This is a genomic window from Klenkia soli (genome assembly GCF_900103975.1).
Lineage (GTDB): Bacteria > Actinomycetota > Actinomycetes > Mycobacteriales > Geodermatophilaceae > Klenkia > Klenkia soli.
In genome coordinates this window covers 286,472-309,298 of record NZ_FNIR01000006.1, presented here as the reverse complement: position 1 = coordinate 309,298, position 22,827 = coordinate 286,472, and the positions used below count along the sequence as shown (strand labels likewise).

Genomic DNA, 22,827 nt, shown 5'->3' with positions numbered 1-22,827 from the left:
TCCGATCCCGTGAGCACCGCCGCCGACCCCCTCGCCCCCGCCACCGACTTCTACGCCGTCGACGACCTCATCGACCCCGGTGACCTGGAGATCCGCGACCGCGTGCGCGCCTTCTGCGCCGCCGAGGTCACGCCGATCATCAACGACTACTGGGAGCGCGCGGAGTTCCCCGCGCACCTGGTGCCCAAGCTGGCCGACCTCGGCATCGCCGGCGGCACGGTCAAGGGCCACGGGTCGGCCGGCATGAGCGCCGTGGCCGCCGGGCTGGTCGCGGCCGAGTGGGCCCGGGCCGACGGCTCGATGGGCACCTTCCACGGCGTGCACTCCTTCCTGGCCATGCAGTCGATCGACCTGCTGGGCAGCGAGGAGCAGAAGGAGCGCTGGCTGCCGGGCATGGCGCGAATGGAGACCATCGGCGCTTTCGGCCTGACCGAGCCCGACCACGGCTCGGACGCCGTCGCCCTGGGGACGACGGCCACCCGCGACGGCGACGGCTTCGTGCTCAACGGGGCGAAGAAGTGGATCGGCAACGGCTCGATCGCCGACATCGTGCTGATCTGGGCCCGCGACGAGGAGGGCAACGTCGGCGGCTACGTCGTCGAGAAGGGCACGCCGGGGTTCACCGCCACGGTGATGACCGGCAAGACGGCGCTGCGGGCGGTCTGGCAGGCCGAGATCACGCTGGAGGACGTGCGGGTGGGGAGCGAGAACAAGCTCGCGAACTGCCACAACTTCAAGGACGTCTCCCAGGTGCTCGACCGCACCCGGTACACCGTCGCCTGGCGCGCGCTCGGCGTCGCGCAGTCGGCCTACGAGCTGGCGCTGGCGCACACCCTGCAGCGCGAGCAGTTCGGCTCGCCGATCGCCGGCTACCAGCTGGTGCAGGAGAAGCTCGCCCGCATGCTGGCCGAGATCACCCTCATGCAGCTCATGTGCTGGCGGCTGTCCACGCTGGCCGACCAGGGCCGGATGACCGCGGCCATGGCGTCGCTGGCGAAGATGAACTGCTGCAAGAAGGCCCGCACGATCATCGCCGACGCCCGCGACCTCTTCGGCGGCGACGGCATCCTGCTCGAGCACCACATCGCCCGGCACCACGCCGACATCGAGGCGATCTACACCTTCGAGGGCACCGACCACGTGCAGGCGCTCATCGTCGGCCGCGAGGTCACCGGGCTGTCGGCCATCACCGGACGTCGTCCGCGGAAGGACTGAGGACCGTGCGCGCAGTCACCTACACCGAGTTCGGGGGACCCGAGGTCCTCGCCGTGTCCGACCTACCGGAGCCGCACGCCGGCCCCGGGCAGGTCCGGATCGCCGTCCACGCCGCCGGGCTGAACCCGGTCGACTGGAAGATCTTCGGCGGCATGATGGGCGGCGAGCTGTCCGGCCCGCGGGTGCCCGGCATCGACGCGGCCGGCGTCGTCGACGAGGTGGGCGAGGGCGTGCCCGGGGTGCAGATCGGTGACGAGGTCTTCGGCTTCGCCGTCGCGGGCAGCCTGGCGGAGTTCGCCGTCCTCGGCACCTGGGCGCCGCGGCCGGCGAGCTCGCCGTGGGAGGTGGCCGGCGGCCTGGTGGTCACCGGGGAGACCGCCGTGCGCACGCTGGACCTGATCCGGGTCGGCAGCGGCGACGCCCTGCTCGTCGACGGCGCGGCGGGCGGCGTGGGGCTGGTGGCGGTGCAGCTCGGCGTCCACCGCGGCGCGCAGGTCATCGGCACGTGCGGCGCCGCCAACGAGGACTTCGTGCGGTCGTTGGGCGCGATCCCCACGGCGTACGGCGCCGGCCTGGTCGAGCGGGTGCGCGAGATCGCACCGGACGGCGTCGACGCCGCACTGGACACCGCCGGCAAGGGCTCGGTGGCCGACCTGATCGAGCTGACCGGTGACCCGGGCCGCGTGGTCACCATCGCCGACTTCGGCGCCTCCGAGCTCGGCGCGCACGTCAGCACCGGCGGCGGCGAGCGGGGGCCCGCCCTGCGCCAGGTCGGCGAGCTGCTGGCGCAGGGGACGCTGACCACCCCGGTGGCCGGCACCTTCACCCTGGAGCAGGCGGCCGACGCGTACCGGGAGAGCCAGGCCGGCCACGTGCGCGGCAAGCTGGTGGTGCTCCCGCGGGGCTAGCCCGCGCGGCTGAGCTGGTGCGTGGTGGACCGCTTGCACTCCTCGCAGGCGGTCTCGCGCGCGCCCACGCGGTCCCACCGGTGGGCGCCCCAGACCTGCACGATCGCGCCGCACACGGCGAGCTCCACCTCGCCGTCGAGCTCGGCGGGCGGGCGGTGCGCCTCGACGGCGTGCCAGGAGGAGGAGACGGTGTCCTCGGGCCGCTGACGCGACCACCGGTCTGGTCGGGCGTACCCGACGGCATAGCTGTCCACGGGCCCCATTGTGCCCCCGGTCACAGGTAGCCGCCAGCGGTTCACAGGTCGGGACGGTTGCACACCACACCGATCCGGCGTCGTCGCGACCGCGGGCAACCGGATCGTCACCGCTCCGCCGTGTGGGTGAGGTCACCGACCAATCTGGTCGGTTTACCGACCAGATTGGTCGGTACTCGGTTAGCGTGCTCCCGTGACCCGCACACCACGGCCGCACGGGGACGGCGACATCCTCGACCGCGCGGCCGGCCTGTTCGCCCGTCGCGGCTACGGCAAGACATCCGTGCAGGAGATCGCCGACGCCGTCGGCCTGTCGAAGGCCGGCCTGCTGCACCACTACCCGAGCAAGGACGCCCTGCACGCCGCGGTCACCGCGCGCGCCGACGGCCTGGCCGACCAGGTGCTGGCCGTCCGCGACCGGGTGCCCGAGGGCGCCGACCGCGACCGCGCCACCGTCGAGGTCCTCGTCGAGATCGCCTTCGCCCACCCCGGCCTGGTCGCGCTGCTGCTGTCCCCCGCCGCCGAGGAGCCCGTCCCCGAGTGCGCGACCACGGCCGGCGACGCCGCCCTGCGCGCGTTCGGGCTGACCCCCGACAGCCTCGCCGACGACCCCGTCCGCACCGTCCGGGTGCTCGGGGCCCTGGGCGCCCTCGCCGTCCTCTCCCTGGCCGCCACCGAGCACGACACCGTCACGACCTGGCGTCCCCACGTGGTCGCCACCTGCCTCGACGCGCTCGGCCACGGCCGTCCGGGCGCCCAGCCCACCCGCACCACCGACCCGGAGGCCTGACCCCCATGGCTGCACTGCTGTCCCGGCTGGGCGCGCTCGCCCACCGCCGCCGCCTGACCGTCGTCCTCGTCTGGTTGGCCGTCCTGGTCGCCGGCGGGGTCGGCGCCGCCACCCTGGCCGGGGAGACGACGACGTCGTTCTCCATCCCGGGCCAGGAGTCCACGGTCGCCCTCGACCGGATCTCGCAGGAGTTCGGCGCCACCGACTCCGGCGCCAGCGCCCAGGTCGTCGTCCGCGCCCCCGACGGCACCACGCTCGCCGACCCCGACCAGGCCGCCGAGCTGCAGACCCTGGTGACCGACCTGGGCGCGCTGCCCGGCGTCGCGTCGGCGACGAACCCGCTGGACCCGGCCGCCCCGTCGGTCAACCAGGACCTCACCACCGGCTACAGCACGGTCACCTACGGCGTCGGCCCCGGCGAGGTGACCCCGGCCGAGCAGGACGCCCTCCTCGCCGCGGTGGCCGACGCCCGCGACTCCGGGCTGACCGTGGAGGTCGCGGGCCAGGCCCTCGAGGCCGCTCCCGAGGTCGGCGGCATCGGCGAGATCGCCGGCGTCGTCGTCGCCGTCCTGGTGCTCGCGCTGACCTACGGCTCGCTGGTCGTCGCCGGGATGAACCTGCTCACCGCCGCCGTCGGCGTGGGCATCGGCGTCCTCGGCATCACCATCGCCACCGGGTTCCTCGAGCTGTCCTCGACCACGTCCATCCTGGCCGCGATGCTCGGCCTGGCGGTCGGCATCGACTACGCGCTGTTCATCATCAACCGCTACCGGCAGGAGCTCCTGCGCGGCGCGGACGTCCCCGCCGCGATCGCCACCGCGGTCGGGACGGCGGGCTCCGCGGTGGTGACCGCCGGGCTCACCGTGGTGATCGCCCTGGTCGGGCTGTTCGTCGCCGGCATCCCGTTCCTCACCCAGATGGGCATCGCGGCCGGCGCCACGATCGTGGTCGCCGTGCTGGTGGCGCTGACCCTGGTGCCGGCGGTGCTCTCCTTCCTGGGCCGCCGGGCGCTGCCGACGAAGCAGCGCGACCTGCCGCCGGTGGCCGCCGTCGACGACGCCGCCCCCGCGACCGGCCTGTTCGGGCGCTGGGCCGCCGGCGTCACCAGGCACCGGGTGGTCGCCCTGCTGGCAGCGGTCGTCGCCCTGGGCGTCATCGCCGTGCCCGTGGCCTCGATGCGCACCACGCTGATCCAGACCCCGCCGGCCGACAGCACCCAGGAGCGCGCCCAGCAGCTGCTGGCCGACGGGTTCGGGGCCGGTGTCAACGGCCCGATCACCGTGCTGTTCGAGGGCGCCGACGCCGCCACCGTGGCGACGGCGGCCACGCCGGGCATCCAGGGCCTGGACGACGTCGTCACCGTCACCCCGGCGATCCCGAACGCCGCCGGCGACGCCGCGCTGCTCACCGTCGTCCCCGGCTCCGGGCCGACCAGCGCGGCCACCGAGCAGCTGGTCGAGGACCTGCGTGCCCAGCTGGCCGACCTCGACGGCGCGACCGCCTCGGTCACCGGGCAGACTGCGGTCAGCGTGGACGTCGCCTCGTCGCTGAACAGCGCCCTGCCGGTCTACCTGGCCCTGGTCGTCGGCCTGGCGCTGGTCCTCCTCGTGCTGGTGTTCCGGTCGCTGCTGGTGCCGCTGGTCGGCGTGCTGGGCTTCCTGCTCACCATCGGCGCCTCGCTCGGCGCCACCGTGGCGGTGTTCCAGTGGGGCTGGCTGGGCGACCTGGTCAACCTCGAGAGCTCCGGCCCGCTGATCAGCCTGACCCCGATCCTGGTCATCGGGATCCTCTTCGGGCTGGCCATGGACTACCAGGTCTTCCTGGTGTCGCGGATGCACGAGGCGCACGCCCACGGGGCGGCCCCCACCGCGGCGATCCGCAGCGGGTTCCGCTCGGCCGCACCGGTGGTGTTCGCCGCCGCGCTGATCATGTTCAGCGTCTTCGCCGGGTTCGTGCCGGCCGGCGACGCCACGATCAAGTCGATCGGCTTCGCGCTGGCCATCGGGGTGCTGTTCGACGCCTTCGTCGTCCGCATGGTGCTGGTGCCCGCCGCGCTGGCCCTGCTGGGCGAGCGGGCCTGGTGGCTGCCGCGCTGGCTGGGCTGGCTGCCGGTGCTCGACGTCGAGGGCGCCGCGCTGGAGAGGTCGACCCCCCGGGACGACGAACCCGAACTGGTGGGCGCCGGACGCTGACACGCTGAAGATGCGGGGACTGCAATGTTGCAGTCCCCGCATTTTTCGTGCCATCCTGCTCCGGTGACCAGCGGGCTGCGCGAGCGCAAGAAGGCGGCGACCCGGCGGGCACTGCACGTCGCGGCGCTCGAGCTCGTCGCCGCGCGCGGCCTGGACGCGGTGTCGGTCGACGACATCGCCACCGCCGCCGACGTCTCGCCCCGCACGTTCTTCAACTACTTCCCCGGCAAGGACGACGCCGTCCTGGGTCTGGACCCCGACGAGGCCGACGCCGTGGCCCGGGCGCTCGCCGCCCGCCCGGTCGACGAGTCCCCGCTGGACGCCCTGCGCGCGGTGGCCCACGACCAGGCCCACGACATGGCGCTCGAGACCGATCTGTGGACGCTGCGCATGCAGGTCATCGACGCCTCACCGGCCCTGCTGGCCCGGCTGGCCGCCGCGTTCGGCCGCGGCGAGCAGTCGGTGGCCGCGGCCCTGGCCGCCCGCTGCGGCGCCGGCCCGCACGACCTGTACCCGCGGCTGCTGGCCGGCGTCAGCGGGGTCGCCGTGCGCACCGCGCTGCACCGCTGGCTGGCCACCGACTTCACCGCCTCGCTGCCCGACCTCGTCGACGAGGCCTGGGCCTCGCTGGCCGCCGGCCTCCCCGTTCCACCGTCGTAGGAGAACCGTGACCACCGCTGCACCCCCGCTCGTCCTCACCCGACGACGGATCAACATCATCTTCGGCGCGCTCGTGGCCGGCATGCTCATGGCCGCCCTCGACCAGACGATCGTGTCGACGTCGATGCCCACCATCGTCGGGGACCTGGGCGGCGTCTCGCACATGGCGTGGGTGACCACCGCCTACCTGCTGGCCACCACGCTGGTGATGCCGGTCTACGGCAAGCTCGGCGACCTCTTCGGCCGCCGCACCCTGTTCCTGGTCGCGATCGGGCTGTTCACCGTGGCCAGCGTGGGGGCCGCGCTGGCCCCGGACTTCACCTGGTTCGTGGTCTGGCGCGGGGTGCAGGGCCTGGGCGGCGGCGGGCTGATGATCCTCTCGCAGGCGATCATCGCCGACATCGTGCCGGCGCGGGAGCGCGCCCGGTACATGGCCCCGATCGGTGCGCTGTTCGGGCTGTCGGCGGTGGCCGGCCCGCTCATCGGCGGGTTCTTCACCGACTCCTCGCTGGGCTGGGAGTGGTGCTTCTGGGTCAACGTGCCGGTCGGGGTCGCGGCGTTCGCGATCGGCTGGTTCGCCCTGACCCTGCCCAAGCGGCGCAACACCGCCCCCCTCGACATCGCCGGGATCGTCGCGCTCTCGGCGGTGACCACCTGCCTGGTGCTGTTCACCGACCTCGGCGGCAGCGAGGGCTGGACGGCGCCGTGGACCCTCGCCCTGGCCGCCGGCTTCGTCATCGCGCTGGCCGCGTTCGTGGTGGTCGAGCGTCGGGCCGTGGAGCCCGTCGTCCCGCTGTGGCTGTTCCGCAACCCGACCTTCACGGTCGCGACCGCGCTGGGCCTGGCCGTGGGGCTGGGGATGTTCTCGGCCATCGCCTTCCTGCCGACCTACCTGCAGATGAGCTCGGGGCTGTCGGCGACGGTCTCGGGGCTGCTGCTGGTGCCGATGACCGTCGGCATCATCGTGACCATCCAGGGCACGGCCGGGTTCATCGCCCGCACCGGCCGCTACAAGGTCTTCACGGTCGCCGGGGTGGCGATCATCCTGGCCGCCGTCGTCTGGATGACCACGCTGGCCGGGGACACCTCGCTCGTGACCATCGGCGCGATGGTGTTCACCCTGGGCGCCGGGCTCGGCCTGATCATGCAGAACGTGGTGCTCGCCGCCCAGAACGCCGTGCCGCCGACCGAGCTGGGCGTGGCCACCTCGACCAACAACTACTTCCGCGAGGTCGGCGCCACCCTCGGCGTCGCGGTGTTCGGCACCCTGTTCACCACCCGGCTCGCCGAGCGGCTGGCGCCGGCGCTGGCCGCCAACGCCGAGCAGGCCGCCGGTGCCGGGATCCTCTCGCCGGACTCGCTCACCCCGGCCGCGGTCGACGCGGCCGGCGAGCCGCTGCGGGGTGCGGTGGTGTTCGCCTACGCCGACGCGCTGGCCCCGGTGTTCTGGTACCTGGTGCCGATCCTGGTCGTCGCCTTCGTGCTGGCGCTCTTCCTGCGCGAGATCCCGCTGGCGACCGAGGCCGGCATGGTCGCCCGCGGCGAGGCCGTCACCGAGGAGCCGACACCGGCCGCAGCGACCGAGGTCGTCGTCCGCGACGAGATCCCCGCCGGCCGGCCCAGCGCCGGCGACTGAGCCGCCTGCCATCTGGCGGCACGAGGGGTGCGGCGGCCCGGACGTGCGCACGAGGCTGACCCGGTGACCGTCGACGCCGCCCTCGTCCAGCTGGACCTCGCCGGCAAGGTCCGGCTGCTGACCGGGGCCTCGTTCTTCTCCTTCACCGGCGACGAGGCGATCGGGCTCACCCCGATCGCCATGTCCGACGGGCCCTCGGGGGTGAAGGGCCAGTCGCAGAGCGGAGGCGCGCCGGCCGCGCTGCTGCCCAACGCCACGGCGCTGGCCAGCACCTGGGACGAGCAGCTGCTCGCCGACGTCGGCCGGTTCCTCGCCGAGGACGCGCAGCGCAACCGCACGCACGTCGTCCTCGGACCGACCATCAACCTGCACCGCAGCCCGCTGGGCGGCCGGGTCTTCGAGTGCTTCTCCGAGGACCCGCTGCTCACCGGTCGGCTCGCTGCCTCCTACGTCCGCGGCCTGCAGGACCAGGGCGTCGGGGCCTGCCTGAAGCACCTGGTCGGCAACGAGGCCGAGACCGACCGGCACACCGTCGACGTGCGCATCGACGAGGCCACGCTGCGGGAGGTCTACCTGCTGCCCTTCGAGATCGCGGTGGCCGACGCCGACGCGTGGCTGCTCATGGCGGCCTACAACCGGGTCGACGGCGTGCCGGCCACCGAGCACGACCGGGTGCTCAACCAGGTCGTGAAGGGCGAGTGGGGCTACGCCGGCCTGGTGGTGTCGGACTTCTTCGCCACCCACTCCACCGCCCCGGCGATCACCGGCGGTCTCGACGTGGTGCTGCCCGGCCCGTTCGGGCCCTGGGGCCAGCAGCTGGTCGCCGCGGTGGAGGCCGGCGAGGTGTCACCGGCCGTCGTCGACGCCGCCGTCCGCCGGGTGCTCCTGCTGGCCGAGCGCGTGGGTGCCCTGGGGACGCCGCGGGAGTGGCCGGAGGTGCCCGGCGCCGACGACCCGGCCCGCACCGCGCAGCTGCGGGAGTGGGCGGCCGCCGGCATGACCGTGCTCCGCAACGACGGCGCGCTCCCCCTGGCCGCCGGCACCCGGGTCGCCCTGGCCGGGCTGCCGGCGACCGAGACGCTGCTCATGGGCGGCGGCTCGGCCGAGGTCTCGCCGCCGCACCAGGTCTCGGTCCTGGACGGGCTGACCGCCGCCCTCGGCCCGGCCGTCACCTGGGCCGGCGGCGTGCAGCTGGGCAGCACCCCGCCGGCCGCCCGCCCCGGGTTCGTCGTCGACCCGGTCGACGGGACGCCGGGGGTGCGGCTGCAGGTCGTGGGCGCCGACGGCCGGCCCCTGGTCGACGAGCACCTGGCCGACAGCCGGCGGGTCGTCGGCTGGGGTGGTGAGCTGGCGGGCCCCGGCACCCGGGTGCGGCTGACCGCCCGCGTCGACCACACCGGGCCGCTGCAGCTGGGCGTCGTCGGGCTCGGCAGCTGGACGGTGACCGCCGGCGACCAGCGGGCCACCGTGCAGGTCGACCCGGTGACCGGGGTGCCCGGGGAGTCGCTGCTCGCGCCGCCGCACCGGGTGGCCGACCTCGCCGTGGACGGGCCGGTCGAGGTGACCGCCGAGGTCGACCTGGGCGACCTCGAGCACGCGATGGTGGGGCTCGTCGCCCGCCCCGCGCCGGTGCCGGACGCCGACGCGATCGCGGCCGCGGCGTCGGCCGCCGCCGGGGCGGACGTGGCGGTGGTGGTGGTCGGGCTGACCGCCGAGCAGGAGACCGAGTCCCGCGACAAGACCACCCTGGCGCTGCCCGGTGCGCAGGACGCCCTGGTCGAGGCCGTGGCCGCCACGGCGCGGCGCACCGTCGTCGTGGTGAACGCAGCCACCCCGGTGCTGATGCCCTGGCTCGACCGGGTGGACGCCGTCCTGGTGGCCGGGCTGCCCGGTCAGGAGGGCGGGCACGCCGTGGCGGCTGCGCTGCTGGGCGAGCTCGAACCGGCCGGCCGCCTGGTCACCACCTGGCCGGCCGCCGACGGGGCCTCCCCCGCCTGGTCGGTCACCCCCACCGACGGCGTGCTCACCTACGCCGAGGGCGCGTTCGTCGGGCACCGCGGGCACGCCGCCGGGCACGCGCCGGCGCCGGCGGCCTGGTTCGGCGCCGGGCTGGGCTACGGCAGCTGGGACTACCGGGAGGCGTCGGTCGACACCGCGGGGCCGACCCCGGTGGTGACGGCGACGATCGCGAACACCTCGACCCGCGACTCCCGCGAGGTCGTGCAGGTCTACCTGCAGCCGGCCGACCCCGCGCGCCCGGTCCGGCTGGTCGGCTGGCGCGCTGCGGTCGTGCCCGCCGGGGCCACCGCGCAGGTCACCGTCACCTGCGACCCCCGGGTGCTGCGCCGCTGGGACGGGGCCGGCTGGGTGGCCGAGGACCGCGGTGAGCTGATGCTCGCCCGCGGCCTCGGCGACATCCGGCTGCGCCTGCCCCTCGGCTGAGGATCAGTGCGTGCGGCCGCGGGACACCTTCTGCTTGGCGTAGGGCACGCCGACCTTGGCCAGCAGCTTCACGACCACCCAGCCCACAGCGGCCAGGGCGTTCTTCTTCGCAGCCATCGTCGTTCTCCTCGGGGTCGGTCGGCGGTCGGCGGATGCGCCGACCCGGTCTCGGACGAGAAGATGGCCCGACACGTAACGCTGTAAACCTGGCGAGTGGTCCGGGGGGTCAGGCGTGGGCGTCGGGGTCGAAGAACAGCGCCGGCTTCTCCACCGGCTGCGGCTCGTCGATCGTGCAGGCGAACGCGTGCGCCCCCGACCCGACGACCGCCGGGTCGCTGCCGTCGGGCAGCTGCACAGTGGCGGTGGTGCCGGCCGGCACGGTCAACTCCAGGGTGAACGCCGTACCGCCGGTCAGCACCCACGACACCGCGGCGCGGCCGTAGGGCGTGTCGTGCTCCACCGACGCCGAGCTGATGCCCGGGCCCGGCCGCGGGGCCACCAGCAGCTCGCGGTAACCCGGTGACGCCGGGGCGAGGCCGGCGACCGTGCGGTGCAGCCAGTCGGCCACCGCGCCCAGGGCGTAGTGGTTGAACGACGTCATGTCGCCGGGGTTGATCGAGCCGTCGGGCAGCATGGAGTCCCAGCGCTCCCAGATCGTCGTGGCCCCCATCGACACCGGGTACAGCCAGCTCGGGCACTCCTCCTGCAGGAGCAGCTCGTAGGCGCTGGCCAGCTCGCCGGCGTGGGTCAGCGCGTCGCAGACCAGCGGCGTGCCGAGGAACCCGCTGGCGATGTGGAACCCGTCGTCCAGCACCTGCCGGGCCAGCAGCCGCCCGGTGTGCGGCCGCTGCTCCGGGGCCAGCAGGTCGAACTCGAGCGCCAGCGCGTAGGCGGTCTGGGACGGGAAGGCGACCCGGCCGGTGGGGCTGACGTACTCGTCGCGGAACCTGGCGGCGGCCCGCTCCCCCAGCTCGGCGAACCGGGTGCCGTCCTCGCCCAGCAGCGCGGCGACCTGGGCCAGCGTGCGGGCTGACCGGGCCAGGTAGGCCGTGGCCACGGCCTGCCACGGGGTGCGCGCGGCGGCCGGGTTGTCCGGCGGTGCAGAGGCGTCCAGCCAGTCGCCGAAGGAGAACCCGCCCTCGGGGAAGTCGACGTCGGCCCCGGCCCGCGCGGCGAACGCGTCGACCCAGGCCACCATCGACGGCCACTGCCGCCGCAGCAGACCCCGGTCACCGGTGCGCTCGTGCAGCACCCACGGGACGACGACGGCCGCGTCGCCCCAGCCGACCTCGGGCTGCTGCGGGAAGGGCAGCAACGGGATGAACGGCACGTACATGGGGACGACGCCGTCGAGCTCGGCCTGCTCGACGGCGAGGTCGGCCAGCCAGGAGCTGAGCATGCCGGTGGTGTCGTAGAGGAACGAGGCGGTCGGGGCGAAGACCTGCAGGTCACCGGTCCAGCCCAGCCGCTCGTCGCGCTGCGGGCAATCGGTGGGCACGTCGAGGAAGTTGCCGCGCATGCCCCACAGCACGTTGTCGTGCAGCCGGGTGACGCGGGAGTCGGAGCAGGCGAACCAGCCCGTGCGCCGGAGGTCGGTGTGCAGCACGACCGCCTCGAGGTGCGCGGTGGTCAGCTCGCCGGGCCAGCCTGTCACCTCGGCGTACCGGAAGCCGTGCACGGTGAACCGGGGCTCCCACGACCGCGGGCCCGTGCCGTCGAGGACCACGACGTCGGTGGCCTTCGCACCGCGGAGCGGGCGGGTGCCGAGCTCGCCGTGCTCGAGCACCTCGGCGTGCCGCACGGTGATCTCGGTGCCGGCCGGGGCGTCGGGCAGGGCGAACCGGATCCGGCCGACCAGGTTCTGGCCGAAGTCGACCAGCACGGCTCCGGACGGCGACCGGCTGACCTCGACCGCGGGCGCGACCTCGGTGCGCCGGACGGGCGGGCCGGTCGGGGCGACCAGCGTGCTCGCGTCGAGCGCACCGACCTCGACCGGGGTCCAGGAGGAGTCGTCGAAGCCGGAGCTCGACCAGCCGGGGAGCTCCCGCCGGCAGTCGTGCGTCTCGCCGGAGTAGAGCCCGGCCCGGATGACCGGGCCGGCGGTGGTGGACCGCCAGCTGCCGTCGGTGGTGACGACGGTGCGGCTGCCGTCGGGGTGCTCGACCTCGAGCTGGGCGAACGCGCCGGTCCGGTCGCCGTAGAACGCCCGCTTGCCGGTGAAGCCCAGCGCGCCGCGGAACCAGCCGTCGGCCAGGGTGATCCCGAGCGTGTTCGGTCCCTCCGCCACCTGGTCGGTGACGTCCCAGGTCAGGTAGCGCAGCCGGTGGGTGTAGCTGGTCCACCCGGGCGCGAGCACCTCGTCGCCGACGGCCGCGCCGTTGAGCTCGGCCTCGAACACGCCCTGCGCGGTGGCGTACAGCCTCGCCGAGACGACCGGCGAGGCGAGGGTGAACTCACGGCGGAGCAGGGCGACCGGCTCGTCGGCGTCGCCCAGGACCGGCTGCACCAGGGTCGCCGACCAGTCGGCGGGGTCGAGCAGCCCGGCCTCCAGGACGACCTCGGGCGACCACTCGGACGGGTCGTCGTCCGGCCCCCACACGCGGACCCGCACGGTGCGTCGCTCCCGGCTGGTCAGCGGCTCGACCGGCCACGGCACCAGCACGGAGTCGGGCGACCCGACCCGGCCCGACGTCCAGCCGTCGACCTGCAGCTCGTACCCGCGCTGCACCCAGTCGCGCTCGTCCGTGCTGGTCACCCAGGACAGCCGGGGCGTGGTCTCGCCGATGCCGAGCGGCTCGCGGTGGTGCTCCACGGTGACGGGTCCGACGATGGTCACGACAGCTGCTCCGCCACGAAGTCCACGGTCAGCTGCACGAGGCCGTCGACGTCGTCGTGGCCGTCGAAGATGTGCTGCGCGCCCTCGACCGGCACCAGCGTCGAGGGCACCCCGGCGGCGGTCAGCGCGGCGTGCAGGACCTCGCTCTGCTCGTAGGGCACCAGCCAGTCCGCCGTGCCGTGCACCAGCAGGAAGGGCGGGGCCTGCGGGGTCACGTGGGTGACCGGGCTGGCGTCGGCCAGCGCGTCGCCGGTGAGACCACGGGTCAGGTGGTCCTCGGGGGCGACCAGCAGCTCCGGGGGGAGCTTGGCCGCGATGTGCGGCGGCGGCTGCCGGCGGGGCATGGTGGCCAGGTCGGCCGGGCCGTACCAGTCGACGACGACCTGGACGGCGGAGGACTCCCCCTGCACGCCGTGCGCCGGCTCCAGGTCGGCGCGGTGGGCGGTGAGCCCGACCGAGGCGGCGATGTGCGCGCCGGCGGACTCCCCCACGATGCCGATCCGCTCGGTGGACAGGCCCAGGTGGGGGCCGAACCGGCGCAGCCAGCGGACGGCGGCCTTCGCGTCCAGCAGCTGCGCGGGGAACGGCGCCTCCAGCGCGTGCCGGTAGTCGATGCTCGCGACGGCGATCCCGGCGGCGAGGAAGGCGTCGGGCACCTGGTCCGGGCGGAACGTCTCGGGCAGGATCCGACGATCGCCGAACATGAACCCGCCGCCGTGCACCCACACCACCAGCGGGGCCGGGGAGCCGGCCGGTGCCCACAGGTCCAGCTGCAGCGGCCGGTAGCCCATGGCCACCGCGTAGGTCAGCCCCGACCAGTGCCGGCTCCCGTCGGGCCGGACGGCGGGCTCGTGCGGGGGCAGGAACCGGGCGGGGCCGGCCCAGTCGGCGGTGACCTCGGTCATCGGTGGCCCTCCAGTGCGTAGGTGTGGGTGCCGGGACCGGCGGTCGCCGTCGTCCCGTCGGGCAGGACCACCTCGGCCTGCGTCCCGGCGGGGACGACGACGTGCAGCTCGAACCGGCCGTCGGCGAGCGTCCAGGCCGACTCGATCCGGCCGTACGGGCACTCGTGCGCGGCCGAGGCGGAGGTGAGCCCGCCGCCGGGGCGCGGGGCGACCCGGAACCGGCGGTAGCCGGGCTCGAGCAGGGAGATGCCGGCGGTGTACCGGTGCAGGAAGGAGACGACCGCGCCCTTGGAGTAGTGGTTGAGCGACTCGTGCGGGGTGCCGTCGGGCCGGACGCCGTCCCACCGCTCCCAGACCGTGGTCGAGCCGGCGTCGACCATCCGCATCCAGCCGGGCTCGCCGTCGGCCAGCAGCACCTCGTAGGCGGTGTCCAGGTGCCCGGCGTCGGCCAGCACCGGCAGCAGGTACGGGGTGGCGAGGAAGCCGGTGGCCAGGTGGCCACCGGCCTCGGCGACCAGCTCGACCAGCCGGTCGGCGACCACCGTCCGCAGGTCGGCCGGCACCAGGTCGAAGGCGAGCGCGCGGACGTGGGTGGCCTGGGTGTCGACGGTCAGCCGGCCGTCGTGCACGTACTCGCGCTGCCAGGCGTCCCGGGCGCCGTCGGCCAGCGCCGTCCACCGGGTCGGGTCCTCGCCGATGACCGCCGCGATCCGGGCCATCAGCCCGGCGGAGTGGGCGAGGAACGCGGTGGCGACGTCGCCCTTGTCGGCGGCGATGAATTCCTCCATCGGGCCGGGCCCCTCACCCGGCTCCAGCCACTCGCCCCAGTGGAAGCCGGTGTCCCAGAGGAACCGCTCGTGCGGGGCCGGCTCCCCGGTGCGGGAGGGGTGCCGCTGCTCGCGGGCCGTCGTCTCGGCCCGCTCGAGCCAGCGGACCATCGTCGGCCAGGTCTCGGCCAGCACGTCGGTGTCGCCGTAGGCCTGGTAGATCTCCCAGGGCACGATCACGCAGGCGTCGCCCCAGCCGGCCGAGCCGTTGAGGAAGGCGATCGGGCCCTCGCGGCCCTCGGTGCGCGGCGACGGGCTGACGTTGGCCACCGTGCCGTCGGGCCACTGGTCGGCCGCGACGTCGCGCAGCCACTTGGTGCTGAACCCGGCCACGTCGTACAGGAACGCGGCGGTCGGCACGAACAGCTGCCAGTCGCCGGTCCAGCCGTGCCGCTCGCGGTGCGGGCAGTCGGTCGGGATGTCGCAGGCGTTGTCGACGAAGCTCCAGCGGGCGGCCTCGTGCAGCGCGTCCAGCCGGGCGTCGCTGCTGGCGAACCAGCCGGTGGGGCGCAGATCGGTGTGCACCACCGCGCCCCGGACGTCGTCCGCCGTGAGCGGGCCCGGGTGGCCCTCGATGCGGGCGTACCGGAAGCCGTGCGTCGTCCGGCGAGGCTCGAACACCTCGCCGGGCACCCCGGACGAGACGACCGCGTCGACCTGGCCGGCGCTCAGCCGGTGCGGCAGGAACGGCAGGTCGGGCTCGAGGTTGGTGACCGTGACGTCGCCGTCGACCAGCCACTCGCCGTGGGTGATGGTGAGCTCGGTGCCGGCCGCGCCGAGGTCGCTCACCCGCAGCCAGCCGTTGATGTTCTGGCCCAGGTCGACGACGTGCGCACCGCTCGGCAACCGGTCGACCGACACCGGCACCAGTTCCTCGACCCGGCGCACAAGCGGGGCCGGGGAGTCGACCAGCCCGGCATAGCCGTGGTCGACGACGGTGACGGCGTCCCAGCCGGTGTCGTCGAAGCCGGGGGCGTCCCAGCCGGTGGGCCGGCGGGTGAGGTCCCAGCGCTCGCCCTCGATCAGGTCGGCCGCCACGACGTGACCGGTCGAGCTGCGCCAGTCCGCCCCGGTGCCGACGACGGAGGTGCTGCCGTCGGCGTGGGTCAGGTGCAGCTGGGCCAGCAGCGCCGTCCGGTCGCCCCACTGGTCGGCGGCCCGGGTGATGCCGACCTGCCCGCGGAACCAGCCGTCGGCGAGCACCACGGCGAGCACGTGCCGGCCGGCGGTCAGCGGGCCGACGTCGTGGGTCTGCACCTGGAGCCGGGCGTCGTACTGCGTGTAGCCCGGGGTCAGCTCGGCGTCCCCGATCCGGGTGCCGTCGCAGAACGCCTCGTAGAGGCCCTGCGCGGTGGCGTGCAGCCGGGCGGCGACGACGGGGGTGCCGGCGTCGAACTCGAACCGCAGCAGCGCCGCCGGGCGGTGGCCCTTCTCCCCCGCCGGCATGGTGCCCGGCTCGATCCAGACGCAGCGCCAGTCCTCGGCCCAGAGCAGCCCGGTCTCGAACCAGGACGGCGCCGAGACCGGGCTCTCGCCCAGGTCGGTGCGCACCTGCACCTGCCAGGTCACCCGCTGGGACGACGCCAGCGGCGGCCCGGCGTAGGGCACCAGCAGCTGGTCGGCCGACGCCACCCAGCCGGTGTCCCAGCCGTTGTCCGTGGTGATCCGGTAGCCCTGCTGCCCGGTGGCACCGGCCGGCAGCTGCCAGGACAACCGCGGCGCCTCCGTCTGGATGCCCAGCGCCTCGTCCAGGTGCTCGACGCGGAGGGCGTGCGGGGCGGTCACAGCTGGAGGTCGGCGTGCACGAGCTGCTCGCCGGCCGACGGGCCGCTGGACAGCACGACGGTGCCGGGCTCCACGGCCCACGCCCCGGCGATGCGGTGCCGCAGCACCCGCGCGCCGATCGGGACGGGGACGTCGACCACCTCGCCCGGGCCGGCGTGCACCACGGCGAAGCCGGCCAGCCAACGCACCGGCCGGTCCAGCGCGGAGTCCGGGCGCGCGGCGTAGACCTGCACGACCTGCTTTCCGGCCCGCTCGCCGGTGTTGCGCAGCCGGACGGTCGCGGTGGAGCCCTCGACGGTCAGCTGCTCCCAGGCCCAGGTCGTGTAGCCCAGGCCGTGGCCGAACCAGTACGCCGGCGTGGTGCCCGCGCGCAGGTAGCCGCGGTGCCCGATGTGCAGGCCCTCCGTGTACTCCAGCCGGCCGTCGGTCGGCACGACCTCGGTGACGGGGGCGTCGGCCAGCACGACAGGCCAGGTGGTGGGCAGCCGGCCGCCGGGCTCGACGGCGCCCAGCAGGACGTCGGCCAGCGCGGCGCCGGCCTCCATGCCGGGGAACCAGAACTGCAGGACGGCGGCGACGTCGTCCCGCCACGGCAGCTCGACCGGCGACCCGGCGTTGACCACGACGACGGTGCGCGGGTTGACCGCCGCGACGGCGCGGACCAGCTCGTCCTGCCGGCCCGGGAGGGTCAACGAGGTGCGGTCCTGGCCCTCGCTCTCGACGGCCTCGGAGGTGCCGACGACGACCACCGCGACGTCGGCGTCGCGGGCCAGCTCGACCGCGCGGGCCAGCTCGGCGTCGTCCCCCGCCCACGGGCCCTGCACGGCGAACCCGCCGAAGAGGATGAACGCCTGCGGGTCGAAGGCCCAGTGCAGCCGCACCTCGACGTCCTCGCCGGCGCGCAGCGCGACGCCGGCCGAGGCCTGCGCGGGCGTGCCGAACAGCAGGGCGGGGTCGCGCGGGGCGTCCAGGTGCTCGCGGTGCAGCAGCTCGGTGCCGGCCACGGTCAGCCGGTGCTCGCCGGCGCCGGAGACGCCCAGCTGCCACTCGCCGTCCTCGTCAGGGCGGAAGGTGCAGACCAGCTCCAGCGCGACGGCGCCGGCCGGGATCTCGGCGGTGATCCGGATCAGGTTCGTGGTGGCGGCGCGCTGCTCGGCGACCAGCTCGCCGGCGGCGTCCAGCCAGCGGACGACGGCGTCGCCGACCAGCTCGTCGGGCCGGACCTGCCGCAGGCCCTCGGCCAGCAGGCAGCCCGGAGCGGTCACGACATCAGCTCCGGCGGCGCGCAGGCCGGCGACCGGGGTGACCAGGTGCGGCGGGAAGACGATCGCCGAGCCGCCGCCGAGCGCCCGGATGTCGGCCGCGCCCGGGCCCACCAGGGCGACGCGGCCGGCGCCGGTCAGCGGCAGCACGCCGTCGTTGGTCAGCAGCACCGAGCCGGCCGCGGCGGCCTCCCGGGCGAGCGCGGCGACGTCGACCGCGGGCGGGCGCGGGTGCTCGTCCCCCAGGGCACCGGTGCGCTGCGCGAGCAGCAGCAGCCGGCGCACCTTGTCGTCGATCGCCGACTCCGGCACCCGGCCGGCCCGCACCGAGTCGGCCAGGCCGGCGTAGCGGGCCTCGGGCCCGGGCATCGCCAGGTCGGTGCCGGCCGCGGCGGTGGCCTCGCCGTCGTAGACCGCACCCCAGTCGCTGATCACCAGGCCGTCGAAGCCCCAGCTGCCCTTCAGCGGCTCGGCCAGCAGGTCGTTCTCGGTCATCGGGGCGCCGTCCACCCCGTTGTAGGCGGCCATGATCGTCCACGGCGCGGCGTCGGCCACCACGGTCTCGAACGGCGCCAGGTACAGCTCGTGCAGCGTGCGCTCGTCGAGCACGTTGTCCACCGACATGCGCTCGGTCTCGGCGTCGTTGGCCACGTAGTGCTTCGGGCAGGCGCCGACGCCGGCCTCCTGCAGCCCGCGCACGTAGGCCGCGGCCAGCTCGCCGGTCAGGTGCGGGTCCTCGGCCATGCACTCGAAGTGCCGGCCGCCCAGCGGCGAGCGGTGCAGGTTCATGGTCGGCCCGAGGACGACGTCCACGCCCTTGCGCACCGCCTCGGCGGCCAGCGCGGCACCCAGCCGGTGCAGCAGGTCGACGTCCCAGCTGGCCGCGGTGGCCGAGCCGGACGGGAACGCCGCGGATGCCTCCCAGTCGTCCCGGCTGGTGCCGCGGACGCCGACCGGGCCGTCGGAGACGCTGATCTCCCGCAGCCCGATCGCCGGCACCGCGGCCGTCGTCCAGGCCCCGGACCCGGAGATCAGCGCGATCTTGGTGTCCAGGTCGAGCTGGGCGAGCAGGTCCTCGATCACGCGGTGAGCTCCTCGGCGTGGTGGCACGCGGTCAGGCTGGCGCCGACCTGGCGCAGCGCGGGGCGTTCGGTCGTGCAGACCTCGGTGGCCAGCGGGCAGCGGGTGGCGAACGGGCAGCCGGTCGGCGAGGGCGCGGCGGCCCCCGCCGTCCCGATGCCTAGCGCCTCCCGGGCGGCCCGGCGGGCCGCCTGCTCGGCGGGCCTGGGCACGGGCGCGGCCGAGGTCAGCGCCGCGGTGTAGGGGTGCCGGGGGTGCAGCGTGACGTCGTCCACCGGTCCGGTCTCCATGACCTGGCCCCGGTACAGGACGACGGTGCGCTGCGCGAGGAACCGGACCACGCCCAGGTCGTGCGCCACGAACAGGAACGCCAGGCCGTGCTCGTCCCGCAGGTCGGCCAGCAGGTTGAGCACCTGGGCCTGGGTGGAGAGGTCCAGGGCGGAGACCGGCTCGTCGAGCACGATGACCTTGGGCCGCACGACCAGCGAGCGGGCGATGGCGATGCGCTGGCGCTGCCCGCCGGAGAACTGGGTGGGGTACCGGTCGACGGCGTCGCCGGGCAGGCCGACGGACTCCAGCGCCTGCCGGGCCCGGGTCGTCGCGTCGGCGGTGCCGCGGGGCAGCGGCTCGACCAGGGTCTGGCCGATCGTGCGGGCCGGGTTGAGCGAGGAGTACGGGTCCTGGAAGACCACCCGCAGGTCGGCGGCCAGCCCCCGGCGCTTGCGCAGCGGCAGGCTCGTGATGTCGCGGCCCTGCACCAGCACCTGGCCCTCGCTGGGCGGCTGCAGGCCGAGGATGGCCTTGCCGATCGTGGACTTGCCCGACCCCGACTCCCCCACCAGGCCGAGGGTCTCGCCGGGGGCGACGGTGAAGCTGACCCGGTCGATCGCCGGGGCGGCCGCGCGGGCCTTCCGGCCCGAGCCGTAGCGGACGACGAGGTCGCGGACCTCGAGCGCGGGCGTCGTGGTGGCCGCGTCCTCGCGGACGGGTGCGGCGGCGGTCATCGGGCTCCTCCGGCGGTGGTGGCGGTCTCGGCGCCGGCTTCCTCGGGCGTCCAGCTGATCTGGTGCAGCGCCAGGTCCTCCACTCGGACGCAGCGGACCAGTCCGCCGCCGTGCGCGGGCACGGTCGGGAACGGTGTCCGGCAGGCGTCGGTGGCGAACAGGCAGCGGCCGGCGAACCGGCAGCCCTCGGGCCAGGTGCCCGGGGAGGGCACGGTGCCGGCGATCGAGGCCAGCCGCTCGGGCACGGGCTCGCCGTCGGGCACGTGCGGGTCGGCGCCCAGCAGGGCCATCGTGTACGGGTGCCGGGGCTCGTCGAGCACCCCGGCGGTGGCGCCGGCCTCGACGACCTCGCCGGCGTACATGACCGCGACGTCGTCGCAGAGGTCGGCGACCACGCCCAGGTCGTGGGTGACCAGGACGACCGACAGGCCGGTGTCGCGGACCAGTGCCCGCAGCAGGCTGAGGATCTCGGCCTGCACGGTGACGTCCAGCGCGGTGGTCGGCTCGTCGGCGACCAGCAGGTCGGGCTCGCCGGTCAGCGCCAGGGCGATGCAGACCCGCTGGGCCATGCCGCCCGAGAGCTGGTGCGGGTAGCTGCGCAGGATGCGGTCGGCGTCGACGATGCCGACGTTGCGCAGCAGCTCCGCGGCGATGGTTCGGGCCTCGCCCCGACCGACGCCGCGATGGCGGCGGATCGGGCCGGTGAGCTGGGCGGCGATCGAGAACGCGGGGTCGAGGGCGACCATCGGCTCCTGCGAGATCAGCGCGATCCGGCTGCCGCGGTAGCCGCGCAGCTCCTTCTCGGGCCGGCCGACGAGGTCGGTGCCCTGGAAGATGATCGAGCCGCCGGAGACGGCCACGCCGTCGGGCAGGAGGCCCAGCAGCGAGCGGGCGGTCATCGACTTGCCGCAGCCGGACTCGCCGACCAGGCCCAGCACGGTGCCCCGGCGGACGGTGAGCGAGACGCCGGTGACCAGGTCCGGCCCGCCGACCACGCTGACCCGCAGGTCGCGGACGGCGAGCACGGCGTCGTCCGGGACCGGCTGCGCGACGGCGTCCTGCTCCGAGCCCGACTCCCCCTGCGCTGCCGCCGCTGCCGCCGCGGCCGCGCGGACCTGCTTGCGGGAGCGCCGCTTCGCCCCGGCCCCGCCGCGGGCGGCGAGGGCGTCGGCCAGCTCGTTGGCGGCGACGACGGTGAGCGCCAGCACCAGGCCCGAGGGCACCAGCAGCCACGGGCCGTCGAACAGGTGCGAGGAGGCGTCGTTGATCATGAAGCCCCAGCTGGGGGCGGGCTCGCCCGGGCCGAAGCCGAGGAAGGCCAGGCCGGCGACGACCAGGATGCCGATGCCGAACAGCTGCGCGCCCTGCACCGCGATCACGGTGCCCATGGCCGGCAGCACGTGCCGCACGTTCACCCGCAGCGAGCCCAGGCCGTCGACCCGGGCGGCGTCGACGTAGAGCCGCTGGCGCACCGACTGCGCCACCCCGAGCATCACCCGGTAGACCGCGGCCGAGAGCAGCACGCCGAACACCGCCATGACCAGCGGGATCTCGTTGCCGACGATGCCGATGACGGCCAGCAGCAGCACGGTGGCCGGCAGCGCCAGCAGCACCTCGGTGGCCCGGCTGATGAACCGCTCGGTGCGCCCGGGGCGCTCGGCGGCGACCAGCGCCAGCGGCAGCCCGATCGCGAAGGCGACCACCAGCATCAGCGCCGAGGACAGCAGCGGCAGCGAGCCCGCGGTGGCGATGCGGCTGAGCAGGTCGCGGCCCAGCGGGTCGGTGCCCAGCAGGTGGTCGGCCGAGGGCAGCGCCAGCCGGTTGGCGAGGTCCTGGGTGGTGACGTCGTAGGGCACCCACAGCGGGGCGGTCAGCGAGCCGACGACCACCACGACGAGCCAGAGGGCGCCCAGCGCACCACCCGGCCGGCGGAGGAAGGCGGGGACCCGGCGCGTGCGGGCCGGCTCGGTCGCCGGCTTGTCGGGGGCCAGCAGATCGGCGTCGGGCAACGGCTGGGGAGCGCTCACGCGGCACGCACCTTCGGGTCGAGGGCTGCGGTGACCAGGTCCAGCAGCAGGTTGACCAGGACGACGACGACGGTCGCGACGACGACCACCCCGACCAGCGCCGGGAAGTCGCCGGAGCTCGCGGCCGCCTGGCTGGCCTGGCCGAGCCCGGGCAGGGCGAAGAGGTTCTCGATGATCACCGAGCCGCCGAACAGCGCGATGAACTGGATGCCCAGCACCGCCACCACCGGGACGGCGGCCGAGCGCAGGGCGTGCACGTAGCGGATCCGCCACTCCGGCGTCCCGGTGGCCCGCAGGGTGCGGATGTGCTCGGCGCCCAGCACCTCGCGCATCGAGGCCGCCGAGGTGCGGGCGACGATCGCGGCGCCGCCGACGGTGAGCGCCAGCACCGGCAGGGTGATGCTGTCCAGCCAGCGGCCGGGGTTGGTCGTGAAGGGCACGTAGCCGGTGGCCGGCAGCAGGCCGGCCTGCAGGGAGAGCACGTAGACCAGCAGGACGCCGATCCAGAACTGCGGCAACGACAGCGCGATGCCGCTGCTGGTGGTGATGGCCTTGGCGAACCGGCCGCCGCGGACGGCGGCGGCGACGCCGAGGAGCACCCCGACCAGGCCAGAGAGCAGCGTGGCCAGCACGGCGACGGAGGCAGTGACCGGGAGCCGCGCGGCGAGGTCGGACTCGATGTCCCGGCCGTCGATCAGCGAGGTGCCCAGGTCGAGGTGGACCAGCTGGCCCAGGTAGCGCCCGAACTGCTGCCACAGCGGGTCGTCCCAGCCCAGCCGGGCGTTCTCCGCGGCGATGTCGGCCGCGGTGGCCCCCGCCCCGAGCCGGACGGCGCCGGGCGTGGTGTCGCTGGCGTGCACCAGCAGGAAGCTGATCAGCACGGCGACGAGCACCGTGACGACGGCGAACGCCAGCCGGCGTGCGACGAAGGCGAGCATCGGGGGCTCCAGTCGGGAGGGGGTGGGTGCCGGTGGCCGGGCTGCAGCAGCCCGGCCACCGGCGGG

Annotated in this window: 15 protein-coding genes; 7 read left to right on the top strand and 8 right to left on the bottom strand. The window is 75.1% G+C overall.

What is annotated here, in order from left to right; all coding sequences use genetic code 11:
- Positions 1 to 9 precede the first annotated feature (9 nt).
- Together BLS67_RS11690 and BLS67_RS11685 are read left to right on the top strand one after the other, a co-directional pair.
- The gene (locus BLS67_RS11690) at positions 10 to 1,215 is read left to right on the top strand and encodes an acyl-CoA dehydrogenase family protein (RefSeq protein ID WP_242654007.1); all 1,206 of its coding nucleotides are present in this window, start codon (positions 10 to 12) and stop codon (positions 1,213 to 1,215) included.
- A gap of 5 nt (positions 1,216 to 1,220) precedes the next feature.
- The gene (locus BLS67_RS11685) at positions 1,221 to 2,123 is read left to right on the top strand and encodes an NADP-dependent oxidoreductase (protein ID WP_091244933.1); all 903 of its coding nucleotides are present in this window, start codon (positions 1,221 to 1,223) and stop codon (positions 2,121 to 2,123) included.
- Here BLS67_RS11685 and BLS67_RS11680 read toward each other — a convergent pair.
- Entirely contained in the window at positions 2,120 to 2,386 is a 267-nt protein-coding gene (locus tag BLS67_RS11680) for a hypothetical protein (RefSeq protein WP_423221503.1), read from the bottom strand. The genes BLS67_RS11685 and BLS67_RS11680 overlap by 4 nt on opposite strands.
- 184 nt (positions 2,387 to 2,570) lie before the next feature.
- Here BLS67_RS11680 and BLS67_RS11675 point away from each other — a divergent pair, with 184 nt between their 5' ends.
- From BLS67_RS11675 to BLS67_RS11655, 5 genes are all read left to right on the top strand, one after another.
- A complete protein-coding gene (locus BLS67_RS11675) occupies positions 2,571 to 3,167 on the top strand; it encodes a TetR/AcrR family transcriptional regulator (RefSeq protein WP_091244927.1) in 597 nt (198 codons plus the stop codon).
- Between the two features lie 5 nt (positions 3,168 to 3,172).
- Complete coding sequence (locus BLS67_RS11670; protein WP_091244924.1) at positions 3,173 to 5,359, top strand: MMPL family transporter; 2,187 nt, start codon at positions 3,173 to 3,175, stop codon at positions 5,357 to 5,359.
- Positions 5,360 to 5,422: 63 nt separating this feature from the next.
- Entirely contained in the window at positions 5,423 to 6,019 is a 597-nt protein-coding gene (locus tag BLS67_RS11665; protein WP_207500501.1) for an acyl-CoA-like ligand-binding transcription factor, read from the top strand.
- A gap of 7 nt (positions 6,020 to 6,026) precedes the next feature.
- On the top strand, positions 6,027 to 7,655 hold the full coding sequence (locus tag BLS67_RS11660) for an MDR family MFS transporter (protein ID WP_091244918.1): 1,629 nt from the start codon (positions 6,027 to 6,029) through the stop codon (positions 7,653 to 7,655).
- A 63-nt stretch (positions 7,656 to 7,718) separates the two neighbouring features.
- Positions 7,719 to 10,097, top strand: coding sequence for a beta-glucosidase family protein (locus tag BLS67_RS11655; RefSeq protein ID WP_091244915.1), 2,379 nt, complete (start codon positions 7,719 to 7,721; stop codon positions 10,095 to 10,097).
- 226 nt (positions 10,098 to 10,323) lie between these two features.
- On the opposite strand, the gene BLS67_RS11650 is transcribed toward BLS67_RS11655, so the two are convergent.
- From BLS67_RS11650 to BLS67_RS11620, 7 genes are read right to left on the bottom strand one after another with little or no spacing between them, the layout of a single operon-like run.
- Positions 10,324 to 12,933: an alpha-L-rhamnosidase gene (locus BLS67_RS11650; RefSeq protein ID WP_091244913.1), complete on the bottom strand. Its 2,610-nt coding sequence runs from the start codon at positions 12,931 to 12,933 to the stop codon at positions 10,324 to 10,326.
- Positions 12,930 to 13,838, bottom strand: coding sequence for an alpha/beta hydrolase (locus tag BLS67_RS11645; protein ID WP_091244911.1), 909 nt, complete (start codon positions 13,836 to 13,838; stop codon positions 12,930 to 12,932). The genes BLS67_RS11650 and BLS67_RS11645 overlap by 4 nt, the downstream gene beginning before the upstream one ends.
- A complete protein-coding gene (locus BLS67_RS11640; protein WP_091244909.1) occupies positions 13,835 to 16,450 on the bottom strand; it encodes a family 78 glycoside hydrolase catalytic domain in 2,616 nt (871 codons plus the stop codon). The genes BLS67_RS11645 and BLS67_RS11640 overlap by 4 nt, the downstream gene beginning before the upstream one ends.
- Complete coding sequence (locus BLS67_RS11635; protein ID WP_207500500.1) at positions 16,447 to 18,795, bottom strand: glycoside hydrolase family 3 C-terminal domain-containing protein; 2,349 nt, start codon at positions 18,793 to 18,795, stop codon at positions 16,447 to 16,449. Before BLS67_RS11635 ends, BLS67_RS11640 begins: the two co-directional genes overlap by 4 nt.
- Positions 18,792 to 19,796, bottom strand: a complete 1,005-nt coding sequence (locus BLS67_RS11630) for an oligopeptide/dipeptide ABC transporter ATP-binding protein (RefSeq protein ID WP_091244906.1) — start codon at positions 19,794 to 19,796, stop codon at positions 18,792 to 18,794. Before BLS67_RS11630 ends, BLS67_RS11635 begins: the two co-directional genes overlap by 4 nt.
- A complete protein-coding gene (locus BLS67_RS11625) occupies positions 19,793 to 21,823 on the bottom strand; it encodes a dipeptide/oligopeptide/nickel ABC transporter permease/ATP-binding protein (protein ID WP_242654006.1) in 2,031 nt (676 codons plus the stop codon). The genes BLS67_RS11630 and BLS67_RS11625 overlap by 4 nt, the downstream gene beginning before the upstream one ends.
- The gene (locus BLS67_RS11620; protein ID WP_091244905.1) at positions 21,820 to 22,761 is read right to left on the bottom strand and encodes an ABC transporter permease; all 942 of its coding nucleotides are present in this window, start codon (positions 22,759 to 22,761) and stop codon (positions 21,820 to 21,822) included. Before BLS67_RS11620 ends, BLS67_RS11625 begins: the two co-directional genes overlap by 4 nt.
- Between the last annotated feature and the right edge of the window lie 66 nt (positions 22,762 to 22,827).